The sequence below is a fragment of the Dryocola boscaweniae genome (genome assembly GCF_025215095.1).
Taxonomy (GTDB): Bacteria; Pseudomonadota; Gammaproteobacteria; order Enterobacterales; family Enterobacteriaceae; genus Dryocola; species Dryocola boscaweniae.
Genome location: NZ_JALHAP010000077.1, coordinates 186377 through 210241, shown reverse-complemented (window position 1 = coordinate 210241; position 23865 = coordinate 186377). Strand labels below are relative to the sequence as shown.

21 protein-coding genes are annotated in these 23865 nt (G+C 54.5%); 2 read left to right on the top strand and 19 right to left on the bottom strand.

Translation table 11 applies throughout. From position 1 onward, the window contains the following. The 11 genes from bglB to tar all read right to left on the bottom strand — a co-directional run bounded on the left by bglB (nt 1) and on the right by tar (nt 13147). Nucleotides 1–1140, bottom strand: a complete 1140-nt coding sequence (bglB, locus tag MUA00_RS10615; protein WP_271122939.1) for a beta-galactosidase BglB — start codon at nt 1138–1140, stop codon at nt 1–3. After that, nucleotides 1140–2735, bottom strand: coding sequence for an MFS transporter (locus MUA00_RS10610; RefSeq protein WP_271122940.1), 1596 nt, complete (start codon nt 2733–2735; stop codon nt 1140–1142). Before MUA00_RS10610 ends, bglB begins: the two co-directional genes overlap by 1 nt. A gap of 285 nt (nt 2736–3020) precedes the next feature. After that, entirely contained in the window at nt 3021–3413 is a 393-nt protein-coding gene (flhE, locus tag MUA00_RS10605) for a flagellar protein FlhE (RefSeq protein WP_271122941.1), read from the bottom strand. Beyond that, nucleotides 3413–5491, bottom strand: a complete 2079-nt coding sequence (gene flhA / locus MUA00_RS10600; RefSeq protein ID WP_271122942.1) for a flagellar biosynthesis protein FlhA — start codon at nt 5489–5491, stop codon at nt 3413–3415. Before flhA ends, flhE begins: the two co-directional genes overlap by 1 nt. Next, a complete protein-coding gene (gene flhB, locus MUA00_RS10595) occupies nt 5484–6635 on the bottom strand; it encodes a flagellar biosynthesis protein FlhB (RefSeq protein ID WP_271122943.1) in 1152 nt (383 codons plus the stop codon). The genes flhA and flhB overlap by 8 nt, the downstream gene beginning before the upstream one ends. A 184-nt stretch (nt 6636–6819) precedes the next feature. Further along, nucleotides 6820–7467, bottom strand: a complete 648-nt coding sequence (gene cheZ, locus MUA00_RS10590; RefSeq protein WP_408639699.1) for a protein phosphatase CheZ — start codon at nt 7465–7467, stop codon at nt 6820–6822. A 10-nt stretch (nt 7468–7477) separates the two neighbouring features. Continuing rightward, complete coding sequence (gene cheY, locus MUA00_RS10585; RefSeq protein WP_271122944.1) at nt 7478–7867, bottom strand: chemotaxis response regulator CheY; 390 nt, start codon at nt 7865–7867, stop codon at nt 7478–7480. An 18-nt stretch (nt 7868–7885) separates the two neighbouring features. Continuing rightward, the gene (locus tag MUA00_RS10580; protein WP_271122945.1) at nt 7886–8935 is read right to left on the bottom strand and encodes a protein-glutamate methylesterase/protein-glutamine glutaminase; all 1050 of its coding nucleotides are present in this window, start codon (nt 8933–8935) and stop codon (nt 7886–7888) included. Next, on the bottom strand, nt 8932–9798 hold the full coding sequence (gene cheR / locus MUA00_RS10575) for a protein-glutamate O-methyltransferase CheR (protein ID WP_271122946.1): 867 nt from the start codon (nt 9796–9798) through the stop codon (nt 8932–8934). Before cheR ends, MUA00_RS10580 begins: the two co-directional genes overlap by 4 nt. Nucleotides 9799–9817: 19 nt before the next feature. After that, on the bottom strand, nt 9818–11422 hold the full coding sequence (locus tag MUA00_RS10570; RefSeq protein ID WP_271122947.1) for a methyl-accepting chemotaxis protein: 1605 nt from the start codon (nt 11420–11422) through the stop codon (nt 9818–9820). 57 nt (nt 11423–11479) lie between these two features. Then, nucleotides 11480–13147: a methyl-accepting chemotaxis protein II gene (tar, locus tag MUA00_RS10565; protein ID WP_271122948.1), complete on the bottom strand. Its 1668-nt coding sequence runs from the start codon at nt 13145–13147 to the stop codon at nt 11480–11482. Between the two features lie 256 nt (nt 13148–13403). On the opposite strand from tar, the gene MUA00_RS10560 reads away from it, so the two are divergent. After that, entirely contained in the window at nt 13404–14666 is a 1263-nt protein-coding gene (locus MUA00_RS10560; protein WP_271122949.1) for a dicarboxylate/amino acid:cation symporter, read from the top strand. A 127-nt stretch (nt 14667–14793) separates the two neighbouring features. Here the strand turns inward: MUA00_RS10560 and cheW are convergent, their stop codons facing one another. From cheW to flhD, 6 genes are all read right to left on the bottom strand, one after another. Next, the gene (gene cheW, locus MUA00_RS10555) at nt 14794–15297 is read right to left on the bottom strand and encodes a chemotaxis protein CheW (protein WP_271122950.1); all 504 of its coding nucleotides are present in this window, start codon (nt 15295–15297) and stop codon (nt 14794–14796) included. Nucleotides 15298–15318: 21 nt separating this feature from the next. Further along, on the bottom strand, nt 15319–17328 hold the full coding sequence (gene cheA / locus MUA00_RS10550) for a chemotaxis protein CheA (protein ID WP_271123100.1): 2010 nt from the start codon (nt 17326–17328) through the stop codon (nt 15319–15321). Nucleotides 17329–17338: 10 nt separating this feature from the next. Beyond that, the gene (gene motB / locus MUA00_RS10545; protein ID WP_271122951.1) at nt 17339–18271 is read right to left on the bottom strand and encodes a flagellar motor protein MotB; all 933 of its coding nucleotides are present in this window, start codon (nt 18269–18271) and stop codon (nt 17339–17341) included. Beyond that, a complete protein-coding gene (gene motA / locus MUA00_RS10540; protein ID WP_271122952.1) occupies nt 18268–19161 on the bottom strand; it encodes a flagellar motor stator protein MotA in 894 nt (297 codons plus the stop codon). The genes motB and motA overlap by 4 nt, the downstream gene beginning before the upstream one ends. 129 nt (nt 19162–19290) lie before the next feature. Next, on the bottom strand, nt 19291–19869 hold the full coding sequence (gene flhC / locus MUA00_RS10535; RefSeq protein ID WP_271122953.1) for a flagellar transcriptional regulator FlhC: 579 nt from the start codon (nt 19867–19869) through the stop codon (nt 19291–19293). Between the two features lie 4 nt (nt 19870–19873). Beyond that, nucleotides 19874–20224 (bottom strand): flagellar transcriptional regulator FlhD, encoded by a 351-nt coding sequence (gene flhD / locus MUA00_RS10530; RefSeq protein ID WP_271122954.1) that lies wholly within the window; start codon nt 20222–20224, stop codon nt 19874–19876. An 815-nt stretch (nt 20225–21039) separates the two neighbouring features. Between flhD and uspC the strand changes: the two genes are divergently transcribed. Continuing rightward, on the top strand, nt 21040–21462 hold the full coding sequence (gene uspC / locus MUA00_RS10525; protein WP_271122955.1) for a universal stress protein UspC: 423 nt from the start codon (nt 21040–21042) through the stop codon (nt 21460–21462). An 84-nt stretch (nt 21463–21546) separates the two neighbouring features. Here uspC and otsA read toward each other — a convergent pair whose 3' ends face one another. Together otsA and otsB are read right to left on the bottom strand one after the other, a co-directional pair. Beyond that, nucleotides 21547–22971, bottom strand: a complete 1425-nt coding sequence (gene otsA, locus MUA00_RS10520; protein ID WP_271122956.1) for an alpha,alpha-trehalose-phosphate synthase — start codon at nt 22969–22971, stop codon at nt 21547–21549. Continuing rightward, a complete protein-coding gene (gene otsB, locus MUA00_RS10515) occupies nt 22946–23752 on the bottom strand; it encodes a trehalose-phosphatase (protein ID WP_271122957.1) in 807 nt (268 codons plus the stop codon). The genes otsA and otsB overlap by 26 nt, the downstream gene beginning before the upstream one ends. Nucleotides 23753–23865 lie beyond the last annotated feature (113 nt).

Genomic DNA, 23865 nt, shown 5'->3' with positions numbered 1-23865 from the left:
TTACAGATAAATACGCAGATATTCGCCCAGACAAAGAATCGCCATCGCCTGGCCGTAAGGCATGGAAGTCAACGGGATCTGGCGATAGAAATCCAGGTTGCCGCCCATCCCGGTACCGAAGGAAACCTGTAACAGCTCGCCTTGTGGCGAGATATTTTTCACAATGCCCTTCATCGCCTTTTCAGCCACGTCTTTATAATCCTGGCTGATATAGCGCTTACGAATGCCTTTCAGAATGCCATACGCAAAGCCTGCGGTTGCCGAGGCTTCCAGATAAGAATGCGGATCGTCTAGCAACGTATGCCACAGACCGCTGTCATCCTGGCAGCGGGCAAGCGCCGCCACCTGATTTTCCAGCACCTGAACCAAATAACGGCGCACCGCGTTGTTTTCCGGCAAATCCACCAGCTCCAGAAAATCAGGGATCACAATGGTCAGCCAACTGTTGCCGCGGGCCCAGCGGGCGTTAGCAAAGTTATGATTGCCTTCATAACTCCAGCCGTGAAACCACAGCCCGGTTTCTCTGTCCATTAGGTTTTGTACGTGCAGCAGGAACTGGTAGGTCGCCTCTTCCACGTATTCCGGGCGATTGAGCAGCTTGCCAATTTTTGCCAGCGGCAGCACCGTCATCATCAGCGTGTCATCCCACATTTGCTGATGGTTTTCTTCCGCCAGGGTAATGTGCTGCATGCCGCCGTGCCGGGTTCGCGGCATTTCATACATCGCCCACTCGGCCCAACTCTCCAGCCACGGCAGATAAGCAGGATCGCGCGTTTCTTCGTAGCGATAAGCAAGCGTCAGGAACGGCGCCATAGTGTTAACGTTTTTGGTGGTCGCCCCTTCTGCGAAACGATCGGCAAACCAGCCGTCGATAATCTCGCGCATCTTCCCATCGCCCGTCTGGCGATAATACTGATACATGCCGTACAGCCCGACGCCGTGAGTCCACTCCCAGCCCGCCCAGCCTTTGGTATCTATGACGCGGCCATCGTCCAGGCGCAGCAGGAACTGGCCGGTCTCATCTTTAATATTGATAAGGTTATCCGTCACCTTATGGATCAGGTTCTTCAGTTCATCCCGGGCGATGAAGCGCTCCGGCTGGCGCAGTTTTGGGCTGTGCCTGACGGGGTAAATAATCATTAGCTTAACCTCTGAGTAGCGTTCGAATTTGAGTTCATGGCTGCGGCCTGTTTCAGGGTCGGCGCGGCGGGTTTGTGGTGGTTGAGGTAACCAATATTGTTGTTACCCCAGAGATTTTCATACGGCATCCCCGCCAGCATTTCGACGGTTGCGCGGGCTTGCGGGGTGATGTCTTCCGGCACCGCGCGATTGGCGACGCGCATTTTCGCCGTCTCTTCACGCAGCACGCTGTGCGTTTGCAGATTGAGTTTAAAGCGCAGGGAAATCAGGAACCCGCAGGCCAGCACGCCAACCGTGCCGAAGCTCAGAATCATTAAAATGGTATGGCTGACCGCCGCAGGCTGGGTCGCCTGGCCGGACACAAAACCGGAAAGCTGCATTACGATGCCCACCAGCATGACCGCGCCGGCCTGAGAAGCTTTACGCGTCAGCGTCATAATGCCCGCAAAGATCCCTTCCCGACGTTGCCCGGTAATCACTTCATCCACGTCAGCGATATAGGTATAAGTATTCCACGGCACATAGTTAATGCCGCCACGGCCCAGGCCCGCAATTGCGGAAACCAGCAGCAACAGCGAGAACACATCGCTTAAGCCTGCGTAATACAGCAGGGCGTAAGAGATGGAGCTCAGGCCGAACAGCACGACGACCATGCGATACGACGGCGCCGGGCCATATTTGATGCACAGCGGGATCATGCCGATAACGGCGATAAACTGCAGAATGGCCATGGTGCCCAGCAGGTTAGAGGCAACAGACGCGCTCTGCATCAGCACGAACACCACGTAATAGGTAAAGACGGCGTTGAAGACGTCCTGCGCGATATAACCGCCCAGATACATGCCCAGATGCTGGCGGAAGATTTTAATACGCAGCGTGGAGGTCAGCTCAACGTTCAGGCGCTTCATGCTCTGGGCGAAAGTCAGCGTTTTCTTCTCTTCCTCAGCGCGCAGCGCGGCTTCCGTCCACTCAGCGCGCGGACGCTCCCAGGTGAAGAACCACACCATTGTCAACACGATGGCGCACAGGGTCGCAAACACCAGGCTTGCGTAGAAGAAAGAAACCGCGTTGTCTTTCCCGAAGTGATTCAGCAGGATGCCCGGCAGGAAAGCCGCCAGAATAGCCGAAAGCTGCGCCATCGAAATTCGCGCGCCTGAGAATTTGGTTTTCTTTTTGAAATCATCGGTCATCTCCGGCACCAACGTTTCGTAAGGCACCAGAATCATGGTGTAAACCACATCAAAAATCAGGTAGGTCACCAGGTAATACCAGTAGCTCATCTCCCCAACCCACATAAAGCTGTAGCTGAAGACCAAAGGTATACCGAGCAGAATAAAGAACTTACGGCGACCAAAGCGTTTACCCGCCCAGGTGGAGCCGAAGTTATCGGTTAAATAGCCCATCAGCGGGCTGACCACGGCGTCAAGCACCCTCGCCATCGCGAAGATGAAGGTTGCCTCGATAGGCGTAAGCCCGCAGAAGGTAGTATAAAAATAGAGCAGCCAGGCCGCGGTCAAGGCTGTCGTCCCGGCCCCCAGGAAGTCGCCTGCTCCGTAGGAGAGATAATTTACAAGACCAATTTTACGTTTTTTCATTGCCGTCCACCCCGTTGCTTTTGTTATGGGAGATTGCAAGTCACGGCCCCAGGCGGGCCTGCGAGAAATCTTTCACGGCTAAAGTAAAAGTAAGGGGCGCGAGAAACCTTTTCGTTTTTGCCACCTCTTTGCAGATGCTGGCAAAATTACAAAGAGTGTCGGCATCCGCGTCCCGTTTATAAAACATGGGTTTATTTTTATCAAAAGAGAGGACTGAAAATGAGATGTGAAGACAAAAATGCCGCAACGAATGTGCGGCATTAATGATGAATAGCGAGCGGCGCTTTAACGGTAGTTCACAATCACCTGATTGCTCTGCACGCGCAGCGGGGGAAAAAGTTTCCCGCCGCCGGGGACTTCCCAGACAAACCGCAGCGGCTCCCCGGCTGCCACATTGGTTAAGCCACGCGTGGTTCCGCTCTGCCCTTCGATGGGCACGCAGCGCGTGACCGAACAAAGCCTGACAAGCAGGCCGCCCGGCGTCGGGCCGTTCAATTCATAACGCCAGGCGACAAGCGTCATCGTCCCGCTAACGGGTTGTGAGGGTGCCAGCGCCCGCGAGGAAGCAGCGACGCCGCGGTTGCTGAGCGTAGCCCCCATGCCGCTTGCCTGCCAACTGCCTTCGCCGGCGGCCTGGGCGAATACGGGCAACAGCAAAAGCGCCAACAGCGAACGCATTATTTCGCTCCTATGGTCGCGGTCATGCGGATGTTGCGGTTGTCGGAAAGCTCAAGGCTTGAAAGCACAACCAGTTGCGGCAGGCTGCGGCGCAGGAAGCGAGCCAGCAGCGGGCGCAGCGCATGGTTAACCAGCAGCACCGGCGGCGCGCCCAGCATCTCCTGACGGTGTAAAGCCTCCTGGCTTTGCTCCAGCAACCGGTCCGCAAGGCCAGGCTCCAGCCCGCTGCCGCCTTGTAGAGCTTGCAGCAACAGACGTTCCAGCGCGGTATCCAGGCCGATAACCTGCACTTCGCCAGTGCCGGGGAACCAAAGCTGGGTGATGGCGCGGCCTAAGGCTACGCGCACCACGGCGGTTAATTCATGAGGATCGCTTTGTATCGGCGCATGTTCGGCCAGCGTTTCCAGAATCGTTCGCATATCGCGAATCGGGACTTTCTCGGCGAGCAGATTCTGCAGCACCTTATGCAGCGTGGTCAGCGTGACGACGGCTGGCACCAGATCTTCCGTCAGTTTCGGCATCTCCTGGCTTACGCGGTCAAGTAGCTGCTGCGCTTCCTGACGGCCAAAGAGTTCAGGCGCGAACTGCCCAATCAGGTGGTTCAGGTGGGTCGCGACAACCGTACTTGCCTCAACGACGGTAAAGCCCTGGATCTGCGCCTGCTCTTTGAGCGCGCTTTCAATCCAGGTCGCCGCCAGACCAAAGGCCGGGTCAATCGTCGACTCGCCAGGCAAAGTTCCCGCCGCAGTGCCCGGATTAATCGCCAGCCAGCGCCCCGGATAAGCGTCACCGGCGCCGATTTCCACGCCCTTCATCAGAATGCGGTAGCGCGCCGGCGGCAGGTCCATATTGTCGCGAATATGCACCACCGGGGGCAGGAAGCCCATATCCTGCGCGAACTTCTTACGAATACTGCGGATACGTCCGAGCAGCTCGCCGTCCTGCTGGAAATCCACCATCGGGATCAGGCGATAGCCCACTTCCATCCCCAGCGAATCTTCAAGCTGGACATCGTTCCAGGTTGCTTCCACGGCCTGCGGATTTTCCTGCATTTTTACCGGGGGCGGCGCTACTGGAGCGGTCATCTGACGTCCGCGCATCCACCAGGCCAGGCCCAGAAGCGCTGCGGTAAACAGCAGGAACACAAAGTTTGGCATGCCCGGCACCATGCCGAGCAAACCCAGCACGGCTGCGCTTAACAGCATTACGCGTGGGTTGTTAAACAGTTGGGTAACCATCTGCTCGCCGACGTCCTGATCGGTCGCCACGCGGGTCACGATAACGCCCGCCGCGGTGGAGATAACCAGCGCCGGGATCTGTGCGACCAGGCCATCGCCGATAGTCAACAGCGTGTAGCTTTCCGCCGCAGCGCCCACGGCCATATCATGCTGCAGCACGCCGACCAGCAGGCCGCCTACTACGTTAATCGCCATGATCATAAGCCCCGCCACGGCATCGCCGCGCACGAACTTACTCGCCCCGTCCATCGAACCGTAGAAATCCGCCTCCTGGGTGACTTCGGAACGGCGCTTTTTCGCTTCGTCTTCGCCAATCAATCCGGCGTTCAGATCCGCGTCAATCGCCATCTGTTTGCCCGGCATCCCGTCAAGCACAAAGCGCGCGCCAACTTCTGCGATACGCCCTGCACCTTTGGTGATAACCATAAAGTTGATGATCACGAGGATGATAAACACCACGATACCGATGGCGAAGTTGCCGCCCACAAGGAAGTGACCGAAGGCTTCAACCACGCGCCCCGCAGCGCCCGCACCGGTATGGCCTTCCATCAGGATGATACGCGTTGACGCCACGTTCAGCGCAAGGCGCAGAAGCGTGGTAAACAGCAGAATGGTCGGGAATGCGGCGAACTCCAGCGTTTTCTGGGTGAACATCGCCACCAGCAGCACCATGATCGACAGCGCGATGTTAAAGGTGAACAGCAAATCCAGCACAAACGCGGGCAGCGGAAGCACCATCATCGACAGGATCAGCAGGATAAGTATCGGCCCGGCAAGAATTTGCCATTGCCCGGATTTCATACTGGCAGGCAGACGCAATATAGCGAGCAGATTAGCCATCGGTGTCCTTCTCATTCGCAAAGTCCAGTGCTTCTGGCACCGGTAGATTTTCAGGTTTTTTCGGGATTAAGCCGCCCGCCACGCGCCAGCGACGCAGTTGCCAGACCCACGCCAGCACTTCCGCAACCGCAGAGTAAAGCTGCCCCGGGATTTGCTGGCCTATTTCGGCGTGCCGATAAAGCGCACGGGCAAGGGGCGGTGCTTCAAGCACCGGAATACGGTTTTCATTGCCAATTTCACGAATGCGCAACGCGACAAGGCCGGCGCCTTTAGCCAGCACCCTCGGCGCACTCATTTTTTTCTCGTCATACTGCAGCGCCACCGAATAGTGCGTCGGGTTGGTGACGATAACGTCCGCTTTCGGCACATCGGCCATCATGCGGCGGCGCGCAATCGCACGTTGCTGCTGGCGGATACGCCCCTTCACATGCGGGTCGCCCTCCTGCTGCTTATATTCGTCGCGGATATCCTGGCGACTCATACGTAACTTTTTAATATTGCTAAAAATCTGGAAGAACACGTCGAATCCCACCATCGGGATCAGGCCCATCACAATCAGCAAACCGCAGGCCGCCACCATATCCAGCGCATGGCGCAGCGCGGCAACGGGAGGTTCACTCATCAGCCGCATCATATCCGGCCAGTTGTGCCACAAATACCAGGCGGTTACCGACCCTACAAGCGTGGCTTTCAGGAAAGCCTTCAAAAGCTCAGCGCCCGCCTGCGCTGAGAATAATCGCGCGAGACCCGGAATAGGATTTAGCTTACTGAATTTAAAAGAGATGGATTTACCGCTAAACAGCAGCCCGCCCAGTAACATTGGCGCGGCAATCGCCACAATCACCAGCCCGCCCATCAGCGGCAACAGCGCCCAGACGGCTTGCTTAATGAGCAAACTTATCTGATTCACAATCAGACGCGGGTCGTTAATGATGTTGTGATCGAAATGCAAACCGGCGGACAGCATAGCGGCAAGCTGGCGCGCCAGCGGTTCGCCGCCCATCCAGATGATGCTCAGGCCAGCCAGCACCATCAGCAAAGAGGTTAATTCGCGGGAACGAGGGATCTGCCCGTCCTCACGCGCTTTTTCAAGTCGGTGGGGCGTGGGGGCTTCTGTTTTTTCCTGGTCGCTCTCTTCAGACACCGCATCAGTCTCGTGGCCGCAATTTCTACGACAGCATGCCAGAGCCGTGAACGGCTAATGGGGGGAAAATAAGGGGATTTGTATGTTTGTTTTGACGTTAAAACAAAGGCACCCTCTTTTGCAATGCAAAAGAGGGTGATGAGGATTCGCAGGGCGGATAACGCAAGCGTCTTCCACCGCCCAATTAAAACCCTAAGCTGTCCAACAGATCGTCAACCTGATCCTGGCTTGCGACCACGCCTGCGGCGGTAGCGTCCATTTGCGGACCGTTGAGCAGACCTTCGTTAACTCGCTTAGCGCGCGCGTCCGGCTCCGGCATGTTCTCCAGCAGCACCATTAACAACTGGCGCTCAATCTCCTGGATGACATCCATCATGCGCTTGATAACCTGACCGGTCAGATCCTGGAAGTCCTGAGCCATCATGATTTCCAGCAGTTGCGCGTTGGTGAAGCTGGTGTGTTCCGGCACGCCCGAAAGATAATTACGGGTATCGGTCACCAGCTCTTTCGCATCACTTAACTCAATAGGATTTTCGAACCAGGCGTCCCAGCGTCCGGTTAGCGCTTTCGCGCCGGACTCCAGTTTGTTCTGGTGCGGCTGAGAAAGCTCGACGCAGTTCAGCGCGCGTTCGGCGGCCTGCGCGGTCATCTGCACTACGTAGTCCAGACGATCGCGGGCGTCAGGAATCGCTTCCGCCGCTTCGGCAATCGCCTGATCCAGACCGAGCTCGCGCAGGCTGTCGCGCAGCATACGGGTCAGGCTGCCAATGCGCGCAATGATATCGGTTGGCGACTGATGTAACTCCATCGCCGGGTTTGTCGATGAGTGCATATGCCCCTCCTTACATGCCAAGCTTTTCGAAGATTTTGCCCAGCTTCTCTTCAAGTGTCGCGGCGGTAAACGGCTTCACAACGTAACCGCTGGCCCCTGCCTGTGCTGCTGCGATGATGTTCTCTTTTTTCGCTTCCGCAGTAACCATCAGTACCGGCATGGCGGCCATTGCGCCATTTGCACGAATGGTTTTCAGCAGCTCAAGACCGTCCATGTTAGGCATGTTCCAGTCGGAGATAACAAAACCAAAACCGCCAGCCTGCAGCTTGTTCAGCGCATCCACGCCATCTTCCGCTTCTTCTACGTTGTTAAAACCCAGCTCTTTAAGCAGGTTACGTACGATGCGACGCATGGTAGAAAAATCGTCCACCACCAAAAACTTAAGCTCTTTGTCTGCCATAAAATTCGGGCTCCTTTATTAAATGCGTATTGCCTGTCCGGCACTAATTTTCGCCAGCATTTGCTGGCTTATCTGGCTTAAATCGACCACTTCGCTGACGCCACCGCTATTGATGGCCTCACGCGGCATGCCGAACACCACACAACTTGCTTCATTTTGGGCCAGAGTCCAGGCTCCGGCCTGGTGCATCGCCAGCATTCCGGCGGCACCGTCATTACCCATTCCGGTGAGGATCACGCCCACGGCATTACGCCCGGCAAATTTCGCCACCGAATGGAACAGCACATCCACGGCCGGGCGATGCCGGTTCACGGGCGGGCCGTCATGTAATTTGATTTGATAGTTTGCGCCGCTGCGCGACAGCTCCATGTGTTTATCACCGGGCGCAATATAGGCGTGTCCGGGCAATACACGCTCGCCGTCTTCTGCTTCTTTCACCGCAATCTGGCACAGCTTATTCAGACGCTCGGCAAAAGAGCGCGTAAAACCTGGCGGCATATGCTGCGTTATCAACAACGCCGGGCTTGAAAGCGGCAGCGGCTGCAGCACGTGACGAATCGCTTCCGTACCGCCGGTAGACGCTCCGATGGCAATCAGCTTTTCGGAGCTCAGCAACGGGCCTGCTTTTAGCTGAGCGGGAGCCGCCGTGGGGGCGCGCGCTGCCAGTTTCGCTTTCGCCGCGGTACGGACTTTTTCGGCGATCGTTTCGCTGTAAGCGAACATGCCTTCACGAATGCCCAACTGCGGTTTGGTGACGAAATCTATCGCCCCCAGTTCCAGCGCGCGTAACGTTACCTCCGAGCCTTTCCCCGTAAGGGATGACACCATCACTACCGGCATCGGACGCAGACGCATCAGTTTTTCGAGGAAGTCGAGGCCGTCCATGCGCGGCATCTCCACATCAAGCGTAAGGACGTCCGGATTAAACTTTTTAATCAGATCGCGGGCGACCAGCGGGTCCGGCGCTGTGGCAACCATTTCCATGTCGCTGTGACTGTTAATAATTTCTGTCATGATCTGGCGCATCAGGGCGGAGTCATCAACGGACAGCACTCTTATTTTTGTCATGATCTTTCCTTACTCAGCCCATAGACCGTCTGACCACGCAGCCAGAACTCACGACTGAGGTTACTGAAATTCTCTGAATGTCCGGCAAACAGCAATCCGCCAGGTTTTAACAAAGGCACAAAGCGGCCTAAAATGTCCTGCTGTGTCGTCTTGTCGAAATAAATCATGACGTTGCGACAAAAAATAGCGTCAAAAGGACCCGGCACCGGCGCCTGTTTATCCAGCAGGTTAATGGTCGCGAATTCAATGTGGCTAGCCAGTTCGTTTCTGACCCGCACCAGCCCTTCGTGCGGGCCGGTTCCACGCATGAAATAGCGCTGCATTTGCTGGGGAGAGAGCGTTTTCAGCTCTTCCTGGCGATAAACGCCGCTTTGCGCCTTCTCTAACACCTGGGTGTCGATGTCGCTTGCAAACACTTTCCAGCGACCCGGCGCCATCCCTAACACATCGGCGAGCGTGATAGCGATGGAGTACGGCTCTTCGCCTGTGGAAGCCGCGGCGCTCCAGATGCGATATTCGCCGTTGCGCTTGCGAGCATGATCGGCAAGCACCGGGAAGTGATGCCCTTCGCGGAAAAATGCCGTCAGGTTAGTGGTCAGCGAGTTCACGAACGCCTGCCACTCCGCGCTGTTGGCATTCGACTCCAGCATGCCCAGATAACGCCCAAAATCATCCAGGCCTAAAGTGCGCAGGCGGCGAACCAGGCGGTTGTAAACCATGTCCCGCTTGTGGTCTGCCAGCACAATCCCGGCGCGTTGGTAGATCAATTGACATATCCGACGAAAATGCGTGTCGGACAGCGGTAGACGCTGTGTCATCTGTAACATTAATGACGTTTGTCCTAAGGACTGGGGTGATGTCATAGCGCCTTCTCAGTCACAATCAGGGGGTGGCCAGCACCCCGGAGGTTTCGATTTCCCCGGTTTCACGTTGGTTATCAACGTTTGCCAGATTAAACACAGAGACTACACCGGTTAAGTGTTCAGCCTGGTTGGCCAGCGCTTCGGTTGCGGCTGCCGCTTCTTCTACTAAGGCGGCGTTTTGCTGCGTAACCTGATCCATCTGGCTTACTGCCTGAGCGACCTGCTCAATTCCCCGGCGCTGTTCGTCCGACGCCGAAGCAATTTCTCCCATAATGTCGTTCACCTGCGTCACCGAGCGCACGATTTCAGCCATGGTAGTGGCTGAGGTATCCACAAGCAGCGAACCCTGCTGTACGCGTTCAACCGACTCTTCGATCAGCACTTTGATCTCTTTTGCCGCCTGAGCGCTGCGTTGCGCCAGATTACGTACTTCGCCCGCTACCACCGCAAATCCGCGGCCCTGCTCGCCTGCGCGTGCGGCCTCAACGGCGGCGTTCAGCGCCAGGATATTCGTCTGGAAGGCAATGCCGTCGATTACGCTTGTGATATCGCCGATCTTCTGCGAACTTCCGGCGATGTCATGCATGGTGCGAGCCACGTTTGCGGCCTGCTGCCCCCCCTGCTTCGCCGTATCTGCGGCGCTGCGAGAAAGCTGTGCCGCCTGGCGAGCATTATCGGCGTTCTGCCCGACGGTAGCCGTCAACTGCTCCATGCTGGCGGCGGTTTCAGCAAGCGAAGCCGCCTGCTGTTCGGTACGCGCAGACAGGTCGTTATTGCCCGCCGCAATTTCGGCAATGCCGGTATGCATGGCGCTGCTGCCGGCCCGCACTTCGCTCACCGTTCCTTTCAGCGAGTCCTGCATATTCTTCAGGCTGTGGAAAATCTCAGAGATTTCGTTACGCCCGTAAACCGCAATCGGCTTCGCCAGATCGCCTGCGGCAATGCGGTCAAAGTGATTACGCACAATCGCCAGCGGCCGCACGATCATCTTGCGCGACCAGGCGAGCGAGCCCAGCAGCATCAGGATGGCGATCACCGTCACGCTGCCGAAAATCACCGCGGAAATATGGTAGTTTTTCTGACTGTCGCCGCTGGCCTCGGCCACGATATCGTTGATGCTTTGCTGCCAGGCGTTAAAGTTAGCGTCAAAAATATCCTGCGATTTTTGCACCGGCGCGCTCAGGAAATCGGAAAGCTGATTGCTCTCAAGCCAGGTGGACTGGTGCTGCAAATCATCGCGATAGGTGGCGTAACTTTGCTTAGTCGACGCCATCATCTCCTCGCCTTCTTTACTGGTCGGCGGGATTTCCAGAAACTGGTTGAACAGCATGTCGGCCTGCTTCAGGCTGCCACGCGCGTTCGCCATCAGACGCTTAATATCTTCCGGCGGGTAGCTCAACGCGGTTAGCGTACCGGCACGGCTTAAGGCGGTGCTGGCCTGCAACAGGGCCGCACGGCTTTGGGTTAACGTATCGCGCTGTTGATTACTAACCTCGACCATCCTGAGATTTTGAAAATCGTCACGAAAAGCCCAGAAGGACAAACCATTACTGCCAATCTGCAGCAGGCCGCAGAGGATCAAAATTAAAAACAGACTGGTCGAAATTCGGATACGGTTTAACATCAAAGCTTCCCTCGACCGGCACGTCTGCCGGCATTTATTAGTGGTCAGAAATGGTGATTAGAATGTTTCCCAGTTATCGTCCCCGCCAGCGACTGCCGGTTTACGCGGGGATAAAGTCGTAGCGCTGGCTGTCGCGGCAACAGGTGCGGCGGTAATACGTTGAACCCCTTCGGCTTTTAGTCGGAAAGCCGCAACGGACTGAGTAAGCAGGCTGGCCTGCTCTTCGAGCGCCGCCGCGGCAGAAGCGGATTCCTCAACCAACGAGGCGTTCTGCTGGGTAACGCGATCCATTTCTGAAACGGCGAGCGCAACCTGGTCGATACCGCGGCTTTGCTCGTCGGAGGCAGAAGCGATTTCGCCCATGATGTCGGTTACGCGGGTTACGGCGTTGACGATATCGCTCATGGTTTCCCCGGCGCTTTCTACCAGCACGGAACCGGTATCTACGCGGGAAACGGAATCTTCAATGAGGGATTTGATTTCTTTGGCGGCCTGCGCGCTGCGTTGCGCAAGGTTGCGCACCTCGCCTGCCACGACGGCAAACCCGCGCCCTTGTTCCCCGGCGCGCGCGGCTTCTACCGCAGCGTTAAGGGCGAGGATGTTCGTCTGGAAGGCGATGCCGTCGATAACGCTTGTGATATCAGCGATTTTCTTCGAAGAACCGGCGATTTCATGCATGGTCTTCACCACGCCATCAACAACTTTTCCGCCGCGTGATGCCGTTTCGGAGGCGCTTAATGCCAGTTGCGAAGCCTGACGAGCATTTTCGGCATTCTGCTTAACGGTGGCGGTAAGCTGCTCCATGCTGGCTGCGGTTTCTTCAAGCGAAGCGGCCTGCTGTTCGGTGCGCGATGAGAGATCGTTATTGCCCGCCGCAATTTCGGTGGCCCCGCTGTAAATCGCATCTGAACCTTCGCGCACGCTGCCTACGGTCACGATTAGCTCCTGCTGCATATGCTGGACGCTGGCCGTCAGCTCGCTGATTTCGTTACGCCCTTGCGAAAGGATGGTCTGCGTCAGGTTGCCGTTGGCAATTTCACGGATATGGCCGATAACGACGGCAAGAGGTTTCAGGAGAATATTGCGGATCCCGAACCACACCAGCACGATGACCGCAGCAAGGGCTAAAGCAAGGCCGCCCATCTGCCATTTGGCAAAGCTGTAATCGTCATTGCTGGTCAGATAAGACTGTTCGTAGATATGTTCGTTAAGCGCAAGGTAGCGCTGAAAAGCTTTCTCAAGCGCGTTTTGTAAGCCCTGCGTGGGCTGTGCGAAATAGGCATCCAGGTTGCCGTTTTCCAGAAAGCCGATGAGCTCGCTCAGCGCCTGATGATAATTCTGGTAGTCATTATCAACGCTTTTCACTACCCCTTCCATTTCCGCAGAGATAGCCGGCACCTGCCTGAAGGCTGCGTAATGTTTGACTGACTGGGCAAGCGTCGCTTTGGCGCTGTTGAGTAAATCAGCTTTGGCCGCGCTCTGACCGTTGCTGGCGTCGAGTAACGAACGGGCTGAAGAGCGGCTGAGGTTGATGCGCGTTTGCAGCATCAGATCCCAGGCATAATGCAGCTCGGATTGTTGAACGCGCAACTCACGGGTAACCCTGGAGTTGTCGTTATTATCTTTTAAAGCGTTAAAAAACATTCCGCCCGACGTGAGCTGCAGCAGCGCAAACACTACCAGCACCATCATCAGCATGGTGACAACGCGAATACGGTTCAACATATAACACCCTATGAATGACTTGTTATCGATGTTATCGGCATCCACCTGGGGAACTTTACGTGAAATTAGGATGCGTCTTATGCCGCTCTCCCCTCGCCTTCTTAACAAAAACAATAAAAAGTAAAAAAATGTTGTAACCGCTGGCGCTTTGCTTCAGTTTATTGCCGGTGCATTTGTTGGACAATTATAAAAATTACATATCCATCAATAAGTTAAAAAATTGTTAACCATAATCATGATGAGGGTTATTACGTAAGTGGCAAGTTCAAATAAACTCACGCTGTTCATTATCTTATTTATGATCGCGGGGATTCTAAGCGGGGCGGCAATTCACGAATATGCCGCCGCCGACACCATCAAAAGCTACGCCGACAACATCACGCTGTTCACCGATATCTTTCTTCGCTTGATCAAAATGGTTATCGCCCCGCTGGTGTTCAGCACGCTGACCGTCGGCATTATGAAAATGGGCGAAACCTCCACCATCGGCCGCATCGGCGGGAAAGCGATGGTGTGGTTTGTTTCATCCTCGGTGCTGTCCATTCTGGTGGGGTTGTTTATCGTCACCCTGCAACATCCGGGCGCCGGCATGAACCTGGAAGCGCCGGTCGGTGACGTGCAGACCGGGCTTGCGGTTAGCGGCATGTCGCTGAAAGGCTTTATTTCCCACACCATTCCGACCAGCATTGCCGGAGCGATGTCCGATAACGAAATTCTGCAAATCGTGGTGTTTTCGATGTTCTTCGGCATTGCCGGCGCGTCCCTTGGCGAGAAGTTTAATGCCCCGCTGGTTGCAGCACTTGATGTGGTTTCGCACATTATGCTGAAGGTCACGGGCTATGTGATGTATGTCGCGCCGCTGGCCATTTTCGCCGCCATCTCCTCGGTGATCGCTACGCAGGGTCTGGGTATTCTGCTCAACTACGCGTCGTTTATCGGCGGGTATTATTTAGCCATCGTCCTGACCTGTATGGTGCTGATTAGCGTCGGCTATATGGTGCTCAAGCGCGATATCTTCCGCCTGCTGGCAATGTTAAAAGATCCGGTGCTCGTAGCCTTTACCACCAGTTCCTCCGAAGCCGCCTACCCTAAAACACTCGATCAGCTCACCCGCTTTGGCTGCTCACGCAACATCGCCTCGTTTGTGCTGCCGATTGGCTATTCGTTCAACCTGGTCGGGTCGATGGTGTACTGCTCGTTTGCCTCGATGTTTATCGCCCAGGCATACAATATTCACCTCTCCTTCCCGGAAATCGTGGTGCTGATGCTCACCCTGATGCTGGCTTCCAAAGGCATCGCCGGGGTGCCGCGTTCAGCGTTAGTGGTGCTTGCGGCGACCATTCCGAGCTTCAATATTCCTGTGGCGGGGATTTTATTGCTGATGGGCATCGACCATTTCCTGGATATGGGACGTTCTGCCATTAACGTGCTGGGCAACGGCGTGGCAACAGCCATGCTGTCGAAAAACGAAGGCTTGCTGGAGGAAACTACTGCGGTTGGGGATGAGATCGAGGCTTGATAGCTAAAGTTAAAGGCGGATGGCGCAAGCTTATCCGCCCTACGAAAATTTGTAGCGTGGGTAAACGATCAAGCGATCGGCAATTTGTCGGGTGGATGAACGAAGCCATCCACCGCATAAAGAGTGCTTAAGCCACGCGGCTGGTCGCCACATCCACCAGCGCCATTTCTTCGCTGTTCAGCAGCTTCTCGATATTCACCAGAATCAGCATACGTTCGCCAAGCGCGCCGAGGCCGGTCAGGTATTCGGTAGAGAGCGTGACGGCGAATTCCGGCGCCGGGCGAATCTGCTCGGCGGTGAGCGACAGCACGTCAGAAACGCCGTCCACCACAATACCTACCACGCGCTGCCCCAGATTCAGTACGATAACCACGGTGTTTTCGTTGTACTCAACGTCGCTCTGATCGAACTTCACGCGCAGATCGAGGATCGGCACAATCACGCCGCGCAGGTTGGTTACGCCTTTGATAAACGGCGGCGTGTTGGCAATACGAGTGACCTGGTCGTAGCCACGGATTTCCTGCACTTTCAGGATGTCGATGCCGTACTCTTCGTCACCGAGAGTAAACACCAGGAACTCCTGTCCTGATGGCTCCCCGGTCAATTTTGTCACATTGGTTAATCCGGTCATTTTGGTACCTATTTTTAATCTTCAGGAAAGGGCGGCAGTGCCGGCCAGACGTTGTTCACGGTTTAAATTTTGCAGCGCGGAAACATCCACGATCAGCGCAACGCTACCGTCCCCAAGAATGGTGGCGGCAGAAATTCCCGGCACTTTGCGATAGTTACTTTCGAGATTTTTCACTACCACCTGGTGCTGGCCAATTAATTGATCGACCAGCAGCGCATAGCGGCGTCCCGCGCTTTGCAGGATAACGACGATGCCCTGAGTCGCTTCGGTTTTCGCCCCGTCCACATCAAAGAGTTTCCACAGTTCGACCAGCGGCAGATATTCCCCGCGCACTTCAAGCACGCGCTCGCCGCCCGCCAGCGGATGCAGATCGTCATCCTTCGGCTGCAGGGATTCCATCACCGCGTTGAGCGGCAGGATGAACACTTCATCTGCGACTTTAACGGACATGCCGTCAAGAATGGCAAGCGTCAGCGGCAGCAAAATACGAATGGTGGTGCCGGTGCCAGCTTTGGACTGGATCTCAACGTGGCCGCCCATCTCCTGGATATTTCGTTTCACCACGTCCATGCCAACGCCGCGGCCTGAAACATCGGTGACCTGCTCAGCGGTAGAGAAGCCCGGCGCAAAGATCAGCATACCGACTTCATCGTCAGACATGTTTTCGTTGACCGCCATTCCCTGCGAAAGCGCTTTCGCAAGAATTCGTTCACGGTTAAGACCGGCGCCGTCGTCAATCACTTCGATGCAGATGTTGCCGCCCTGGTGTTCAGCCGATAGCGTCAGATTGCCCACTTCGGATTTACCGGCAGCGCGACGTTTTTCCGGCGACTCAATGCCGTGATCGAGGCTGTTACGCACCAGGTGCGTTAGCGGATCGATAATGCGTTCGATAAGACTTTTGTCCAGTTCGGTGGAGCTGCCCAGCAGCGTCAGTTCCACCTGCTTGTTCAGCTTACCGGCCAGATCGCGCACCAGGCGTGGGAAACGACTGAATACATACTCCATCGGCATCATGCGAATCGACATCACCGATTCCTGCAAATCACGTGCGTTACGTTGCAGTTGTCCCATGCTGGTGATCAGCTCGCCGTGGTTCACCGGGTCCAGTTCGTTAGAGCGCTGGGCCAGCATCGACTGGGTGATAACCAGCTCACCCACCAGGTTTATCAACTGGTCGACTTTTTCTACCGCCACGCGAATGCTTGTGGATTCGGCTACGCGCGCCGCTGGTTTCTCAGCGCGAGCAACAGGCTTCGCCGCCGCAGTTGCCACTTCGGCCACTGCGTCAGGTTTTGCTGCGACCACCGCCGGAACCGTTTCTTCCACGACTTCCACAACGGCAGCGCTTGCTGCCAGCGGCAGGAATTCAATCTGCTCCGGCTCGATCACAAAGCACAGCACGGCGGTGATGTCATCGGCGCTGACGCTGGTTTCAAGCGTGGCGGTAACCGAACCCTCGCCCTTTTCGATATCGCTGAGCGTGCCGAGATTCGCCAGCTCTTCGAGAAGCAGATCGCGTTCGCTCTCTTTAAGCCCGCTGATGGCGACGCGCAGTTTGCCGTCGTTTGCGGCGGCCCCGGCTTTAGCCGGCGCCTGTGTTTCAACGACGGTCAGTTTAGCGGGCCCGGCTGGCGCTTCGCCTTTGGCTTCAAGCGCCAACTGGCGCAGCGCTTTACAGATATAGTCGAAGCTCTGCGCGTCAGGTTCCGTTGAGCTTTTATAGGCATCCAGCTGTTCTTGCATAATATCTTTGGTTTCCAAAAACAGGTTGATAATGTCGGTGTTAAGTTGCATTTCGCCGCGCCGGGCCTCGTCGAGCAGGTTCTCCATTAAATGGGTGGTTTCCTGCAATACGGAGAAGCCGAACGTGCCGGCGCCCCCTTTTATCGAGTGGGCTGCGCGAAATATGGCGTTCAGTTGCTCTGAATCTGGCGCTTCGGGAACCAGGTCCAGCAGGTGTTGTTCCATATCGGCCAATAGCTCGTCGGCCTCGTCAAAAAATGTCTGGTAAAAATCGCTGATATCCATACTCACGCTATCACCTCGTACCTGGTTGTGGCGGTAAAGTGGACTGCGCCGGAGCCACGGCGGCAGGTTCTTTCAGAGTGCTTAACGGCTGATTGTCGCTCTCTGCGTTTTCATGCACGATGGCTTGTTCGGCTTGTTTATTCAGCACCAGCAAGCTGATGCGTCGGTTTATTGCGTCTTCCGGCCCGCGGTCGGTCAGGCGCATCGTGGAGGCCATGCCCACCACGCGCAGCACTTTTCCGTCAGTCAATCCGCCGTACATCAGCTCGCGACGTGAAGCGTTCGCGCGGTCAGCGGAAAGCTCCCAGTTGCTGTAGCCGCGTTCGCCCATGGCATACGGCAGGTCATCGGTGTGGCCGGAGAGGCTAATTTTGTTTGGAATATCATTGAGCAGCGGCGCGATGCTGCGCAGGATATCGCGCATGTAAGGTTCGACTTCCGCGCTGCCGTTTTTAAACATCGGGCGGTTCTGGCTGTCGATAATCTGAATGCGCAACCCTTCCTGAACCAGGTCAATCTGCAAATGAGGACGCAGCGCCCGCAGTTTCGGGTCCGCTTCGATTAGCTGATCGAGCTGGTCGCGCAGGCGTTTGAGGCGGCTGGTTTCCATGCGTTTTTTCAGCTCGTCAATGTCCGGATTTTTTTTCACTTCGCCCTGCTGCTGGGTCACGTCGTCGCCGCCGCCGGGAATCGGGCTTGAGCTGTCGGCGATACGTTGCCCGCCGGTTATCGCGGCGCTAAGCGGGGTTTTAAAGTAATCGGCAATCTGCGCCAGCTCTTTGGGGCTGGAGATGGAAATCAGCCACATCACCAGGAAGAAAGCCATCATGGCGGTCATAAAATCCGCGTAGGCAATTTTCCAGGATCCACCGTGGTGTCCGCCACCGTGGCCTTTGTGCTTGCGTCGTCTTACGACAACAATGGGATGGGCCTGATTCTTCATACTTCTTCTTCCGTAGCGCGCGCCTGTGCATTTGGCGAGCGGACGGCACGAACGTGTTCTTCAAGCTCGACAAAAGACGGACGCTCGCTGGAGTAAAGCGTTTTACGACCAAACTCTACGGCGATTGGCGGCGCGTAGCCGTTGAGGCTTGAAAGCAGCGTCACCTTGACGCACTGCATCATCTTGGTCGTTTCAGCGCTTTTTTGGCGCAGCACGGTCGCCAGCGGCGAAATAAAACCGTAGGCCAGCAGGATGCCGAGGAACGTTCCCACCATCGCATGCGCGATCAATCCACCGAGCTCAGCCGCCGGTCTGTCGGCCGATGCCAGGGCATGTACAACCCCCATTACCGCAGCGACAATACCGAATGCCGGCAGCGAGTCGCCCATTAATGCGAGGCTATTTGCCGGTATTTCCGTTTCGCTTTCATGGGTTTCAATTTCTTCATCCATCAGCGCTTCAATTTCGAAAGTATTCATATTTCCGCTGATGATCAGGCGCAAATAATCAACGATAAAATCAAGCATTACGGCGTCGGCTAAAATACGCGGATAGCTGGCAAATATTTCACTTTCTTTAGGATTTTCAATATCGCGTTCAAGCGAAAACATCCCCTGCTGGCGAGACTTCGCCATCAAACGATAAAGCAACGCCATGAGATCCATATACATGCTTTTGGTGTATTTCGAGCGGCGAAATAGCAGCGGCAGAGCTTTAAGCGTGCTCTTAATGGCCTTGCCATTGTTACCCACGATAAATGCACCGATACCCGCGCCACCGATGATGACAAATTCTGCAGGTTGATAGAGCGCGCCCAGGTGGCCGCCGGTCATCATATAGCCGCCGAATACTGTCCCGAGTACGACCAGGTAACCTATTAATATCAGCACGAGTCAGTCCTTCTGCTGTAGTGTGTGGCGAGGACTTACAGGAGAGCGGCTTTGGCTCCCGGTACAGGGCAAAAAAAAGCAGCGGTAATTGCTTACCGCTGCTGGAGTGCTCGTACACACAGGGCCTTGTTACATGGCCTGTTCTACCTGTTCATCCAGCAGTTGTGGAATAATATCGGCAGTATTTGTAGAAAGTTTACGTCTTTTTACCGCTCGTGATGGCGGCTGGCACAAACTGCAGGCGAAGCTGCCCACAGGCTGATGAGCATGGGTAATAAAATTGCCGCCGCAGCAGTTGCAGCGGCTTAACTGGAGCATCCCGCTTTCGACAAATCGCACCAGCGTCCAGGCGCGAGTCAGCGCCAGAAGCGGGCCTTCAGGCTGTGAAGGACATTGTTCCAGATACAAACGGTAAGCTTTGATCACGGCGTCGACACCGCGGCATTGTCCGCTACGCAGGAGGAATTGCCATGCGTTGCAGAACATCGATGCGTGGATGTTTTGCTCCCAGGTCATAAACCAATCCGTGGAAAAAGGCAGCATTCCTTTTGGCGGTGGACTGCCGCGAAGCTCTTTATAAAGCTTTATCAAACGACCGCGGCTGAGCTGCGTTTCGCTTTCGAGCATCTGTAGTCTGGCGCCAAGAGTAATAAGCTCCATCGCTAACTGAATGTCGCGTGCTTCCTGGACAATGCTTTTCTCGCTCATTTTGTTACGCCCTTTTTTTCTTCGGTGCCTCGTCGCTGACTGACACCTCATTTAATAAGCGGGTGGATAACAAAATACCCGTATGAATTTGCTGTAAATCATCCACACGCGAGTCTTGCGTTAAACGGTTAATAGTCTGGTTGTCATTAAAACGGAACTGACAAATCAACTGATTGGTCTCCGCTAATTTCACCATTTGCGGCAGCGTTAATTCTCTTAAGGTGTTCGCCATATCTTCGGCAACCCCTAAACGAAACATAGCCGAAGCTTTATCCTGACTAATAAGTCTTTGCGCAAGCAATAAATAGGACAAATTAATGTCGTAAATATGTTTTAGCAACTCGGATGTATGCATTTTTCCCATCCCGAATAACCAACTATTATTGTATGCGGTTGAACCCGCACCCCGTGATGTCGCCGGGCAAACCCGGTAAAAAAAGTGAAACAATCGTTACGGCCAAAAATGCATTAGTTGATGTTGCGTTCCGCCAGCGGCACCGTTATGTAAGGTCACAGCCGCTTCTTTGTCAGATCGCTTAACGTCTTTCTCAATTTTCTTACAAAAAACTAAGATTTTTCCTAATTCGTGCGAACTCTACTCGTAGCACATAGCACATACAATGCAGCCAACTGCGATTTTAGAATTTATGTGACGCAGATCACAAAAATTCATCATTTGTAACGAGCAAAACCATCAGCCAGGCTTTTCAATTGAGTGTTTTTTAGTCAAATCAGGAATTTCCTGTTACCCGAGCGGGGAATAGCTTCACTTTTGAACAACAAGCCTATGACTTTTCAAACATTTCGCTGCGCTTTATAAATCGCAAACTGTTAGGTGGATCACACCCCAGGTTTACATAACAGCGTAACCTTTTATTAATCATGCAGTTACATTAAGTGAATTTTGAATTTTAACCTTTAATGACCATTGCATATGCGCTAGTTTCGTCGCGAAACTATCCCATTTTGGCATTAAAAATAATTCTAAAGTTTGATGGCTTATTCGCCCTTTTCTGCTACGGATTTGTGTTGCAAATTCATTACATAAGAATAACTGAACTATTTTCATGAGCAGTCTCACATTTCTTATGGTTACCATCGTTGCGTAAATGTTAAAACTAGAGTAAGAGGTTTGTTAGCAGTGCGCCCATTGCGTTACAGGAGGAAGGCATGAGTTACACCCATGTATTGGTTGCTGTCGCCGTAACACCGGAAAGCCATCGATTAGTACAAAAGGCCGTTTCCATCGTTAAACCCGTAAATGGGCGTATCACATTGATAACACTGGCTTCCGATCCGGAAATTTATAATCAGCTCGCCGCGCCGATGATGGAAAACCTGCGCGAACTGATGTTAGAAGAGACGCATCTTTTCCTGGAGGAACTGGCAAATAAGGCGGGTTATCCCATTGCAAATACGGTGATCGCAACGGGTGAGCTCAGCGAACATATTCTTTCGGTGTGTGAGAAACAGGATGTGGATTTGGTGGTCTGCGGTAACCACAATCAGAGCTTTTTCAGCAAAGCGATTTGTTCTGCAAAAGCGGTGGTTGCGTCGAGCAAAATTGATGTGCTGCTGGTGCCGCTTGTCTGAGAAAAAACGGGGACGATTGCACTCGCCCCACGGAATGCACAACTAAAAGGCGGACAGCTTGAGCGCCGTCCGCTTTTTATATCATCATGCTAATTTTGGGAAAGTCGCCACTTTCTGCTGTAAATGAGACGCATCGCTACGCGGCGTTACCTGCTTTAGATCGTCCACAAACCTCTCCTGCCAGCGGTTAATGTCGTTACGACAAATCACTTCCATCATTTCGCTATGGCGTGAAATTCGCTCCGCTAACGGCATGGTTAATGCCCTGTCGAGCGCGCTCGCAACGTCATCTCTATCATAAGGATTAACAATTAGTGCGGAGGTCAATTCATTAGCCGCACCGGCGAATTTTGACAAAACCAGCACCCCTGGGTTTGCCGGGTCCTGGGCTGCAACGTATTCTTTTGCCACCAGATTCATGCCGTCGCGCAGCGGTGTAACCAGACCGACTTCGGCATAGCGAAAGACCTTCATCAGCAGTTTGCGGTCAAAATGCTGGTTGAGGTAATAGAGCGGCGTCCAGCCCAGTTGGCCGTATTTGCCGTTGATGCGCCCGGCTTCAGTCTCAAGCTGGTGGCGGATATCCTGATAGGCCTGCACGTCTCCCCTTGAGGTTGGCGCAATCTGGGTGTAACGAATTTTGCCGTGATGCTGCGGGTAGTTTTCCAGCAGCGCTTCAAAGGCCAGGAATCGCTCCGGCAGGCCTTTGGAATAATCGAGACGCTCAACTGAGAATATGTTCTTTATATTGCCCAGTTCCGCCTTGAGCTGCACCAGTTTCGGCGGCAACGGTCCTTTGGCGTTCTGCGCAATCTCTTCAGGCTCAATACCAATCGGGTAGACTTCTGTCCGGAACGATTTGCCGAAGGCCTGGTGCTGGTGCTTACCTTTGCTTTCAAGGCGCGTCAGGCTCGCCACGCAGTCGAGGAACGCCAGGCGATCGTTTTCAGTCTGGAACCCCAGCAGGTCGTAATCGCACAGCGCTTCAATCAGCTCTTCGTGCGGCGGCAGCGCGTTAAACACTTCCGGCGTCGGGAAAGGGATGTGTAAGAAAAAGCCGATGCGATTATGCAGCCCCTGCTTGCGGCATTCGGAAGCAAAAGGCAGCAGATGGTAATCGTGTATCCACAGAATATCGTCTTTCTCTACCAGCGGTTTGAGCTTATTTGCCAGCAGCTCGTTTACCCGCGCGTACCCTTCCCAGGACTCACGCTGGAAATCGACCAAATCAAGGCGATAGTGGAAAGCGGGCCACAGGACCGCGTTAGAAAACTGCAGGTAATATTGTTCGTAATCTTCCTCACACAGATTAAAGGAAGCCCATGTAATGTTGCCGCGTTTGACCTTTTTTAGCGGCGCATCGGCATTGCCGATCTCCCCGCTCCAGCCAAACCATAATCCGCCCGCTGCTTTCAGCGCGCCCAGAATGCCAACGGCCAACCCGCCAGCTCCCGCTTTCTTATCATCTGGTGGTGCGATGCGATTAGAGACTACCACTAAGCGACTCATAATCTTCTCCCCGTAAAGTTTCTGTCTTTTGTTGTTCTTCTATATGGTGTGTAAGTTTGCCCAGCCAGTGGTAAACCATCCTGACATTGGCAAGGCGATATGTTGCAAGGGTTTCTCCCGCGCCGACTTTGACCGTTACTCCTCCCAGAGCATTGACCTGCTTAAAACCGGCTTCATCGGTAAGATCGTCACCGATAAAGACCGGCGTACGGCCCAGAAACGGCGCTTCCTGCATAAAGGCGCGAATAGCGGCACCTTTGTTGATGCCCAGCGGTTTGAGCTCGACGACACACTTCCCTGGCTGCAAAGCCAGTTCCGGATAGCGTTCGGTCAGCGTTTGCGCCAACAGCATGATTGCCTCTTCTGCTTCCGGCGCCTGCCGGTAGTGAAGCGCAAAGGCCATGCCTTTGGCTTCAAGTTCGGTACCCGGCAAAGCCGCCAGAGCCACAGAGAGTTCCTCATGCAGCGTTTTAACCAAGGGTGCCGGCAGCGTCACGATATGGGTTTTATCATTGATATCGCGGCGCTCCGCCCCATGAACCCCGGCAAGAGGAAAATGGAATGGCGTGGCCAGCTTATCGAGCTCGGCCATGGAACGCCCTGAGATCAACGCCAGTGCCCCATCACTCATCACGGACATTTTTTGCAACAGCGTACGTACCGCTGCCGGTATATAGACCTGGTCCGGGTGCGGTTTGATTTCTGCCAGAGTACCATCGAGGTCAAAGAAAAAGGCAAGATTGCCGGAAAGTAAAGGCGGTACAGATACGACTTCAGCCACCTGTGGCTCCTCCTTAAAGGGATAAAAATTGTCACCGATCCGGTAACTTAAAATTAAAATTAGCCATGTAAGTATAGACAGGGTGACAGGTGTCGCAATTTTATAAGAGAAAT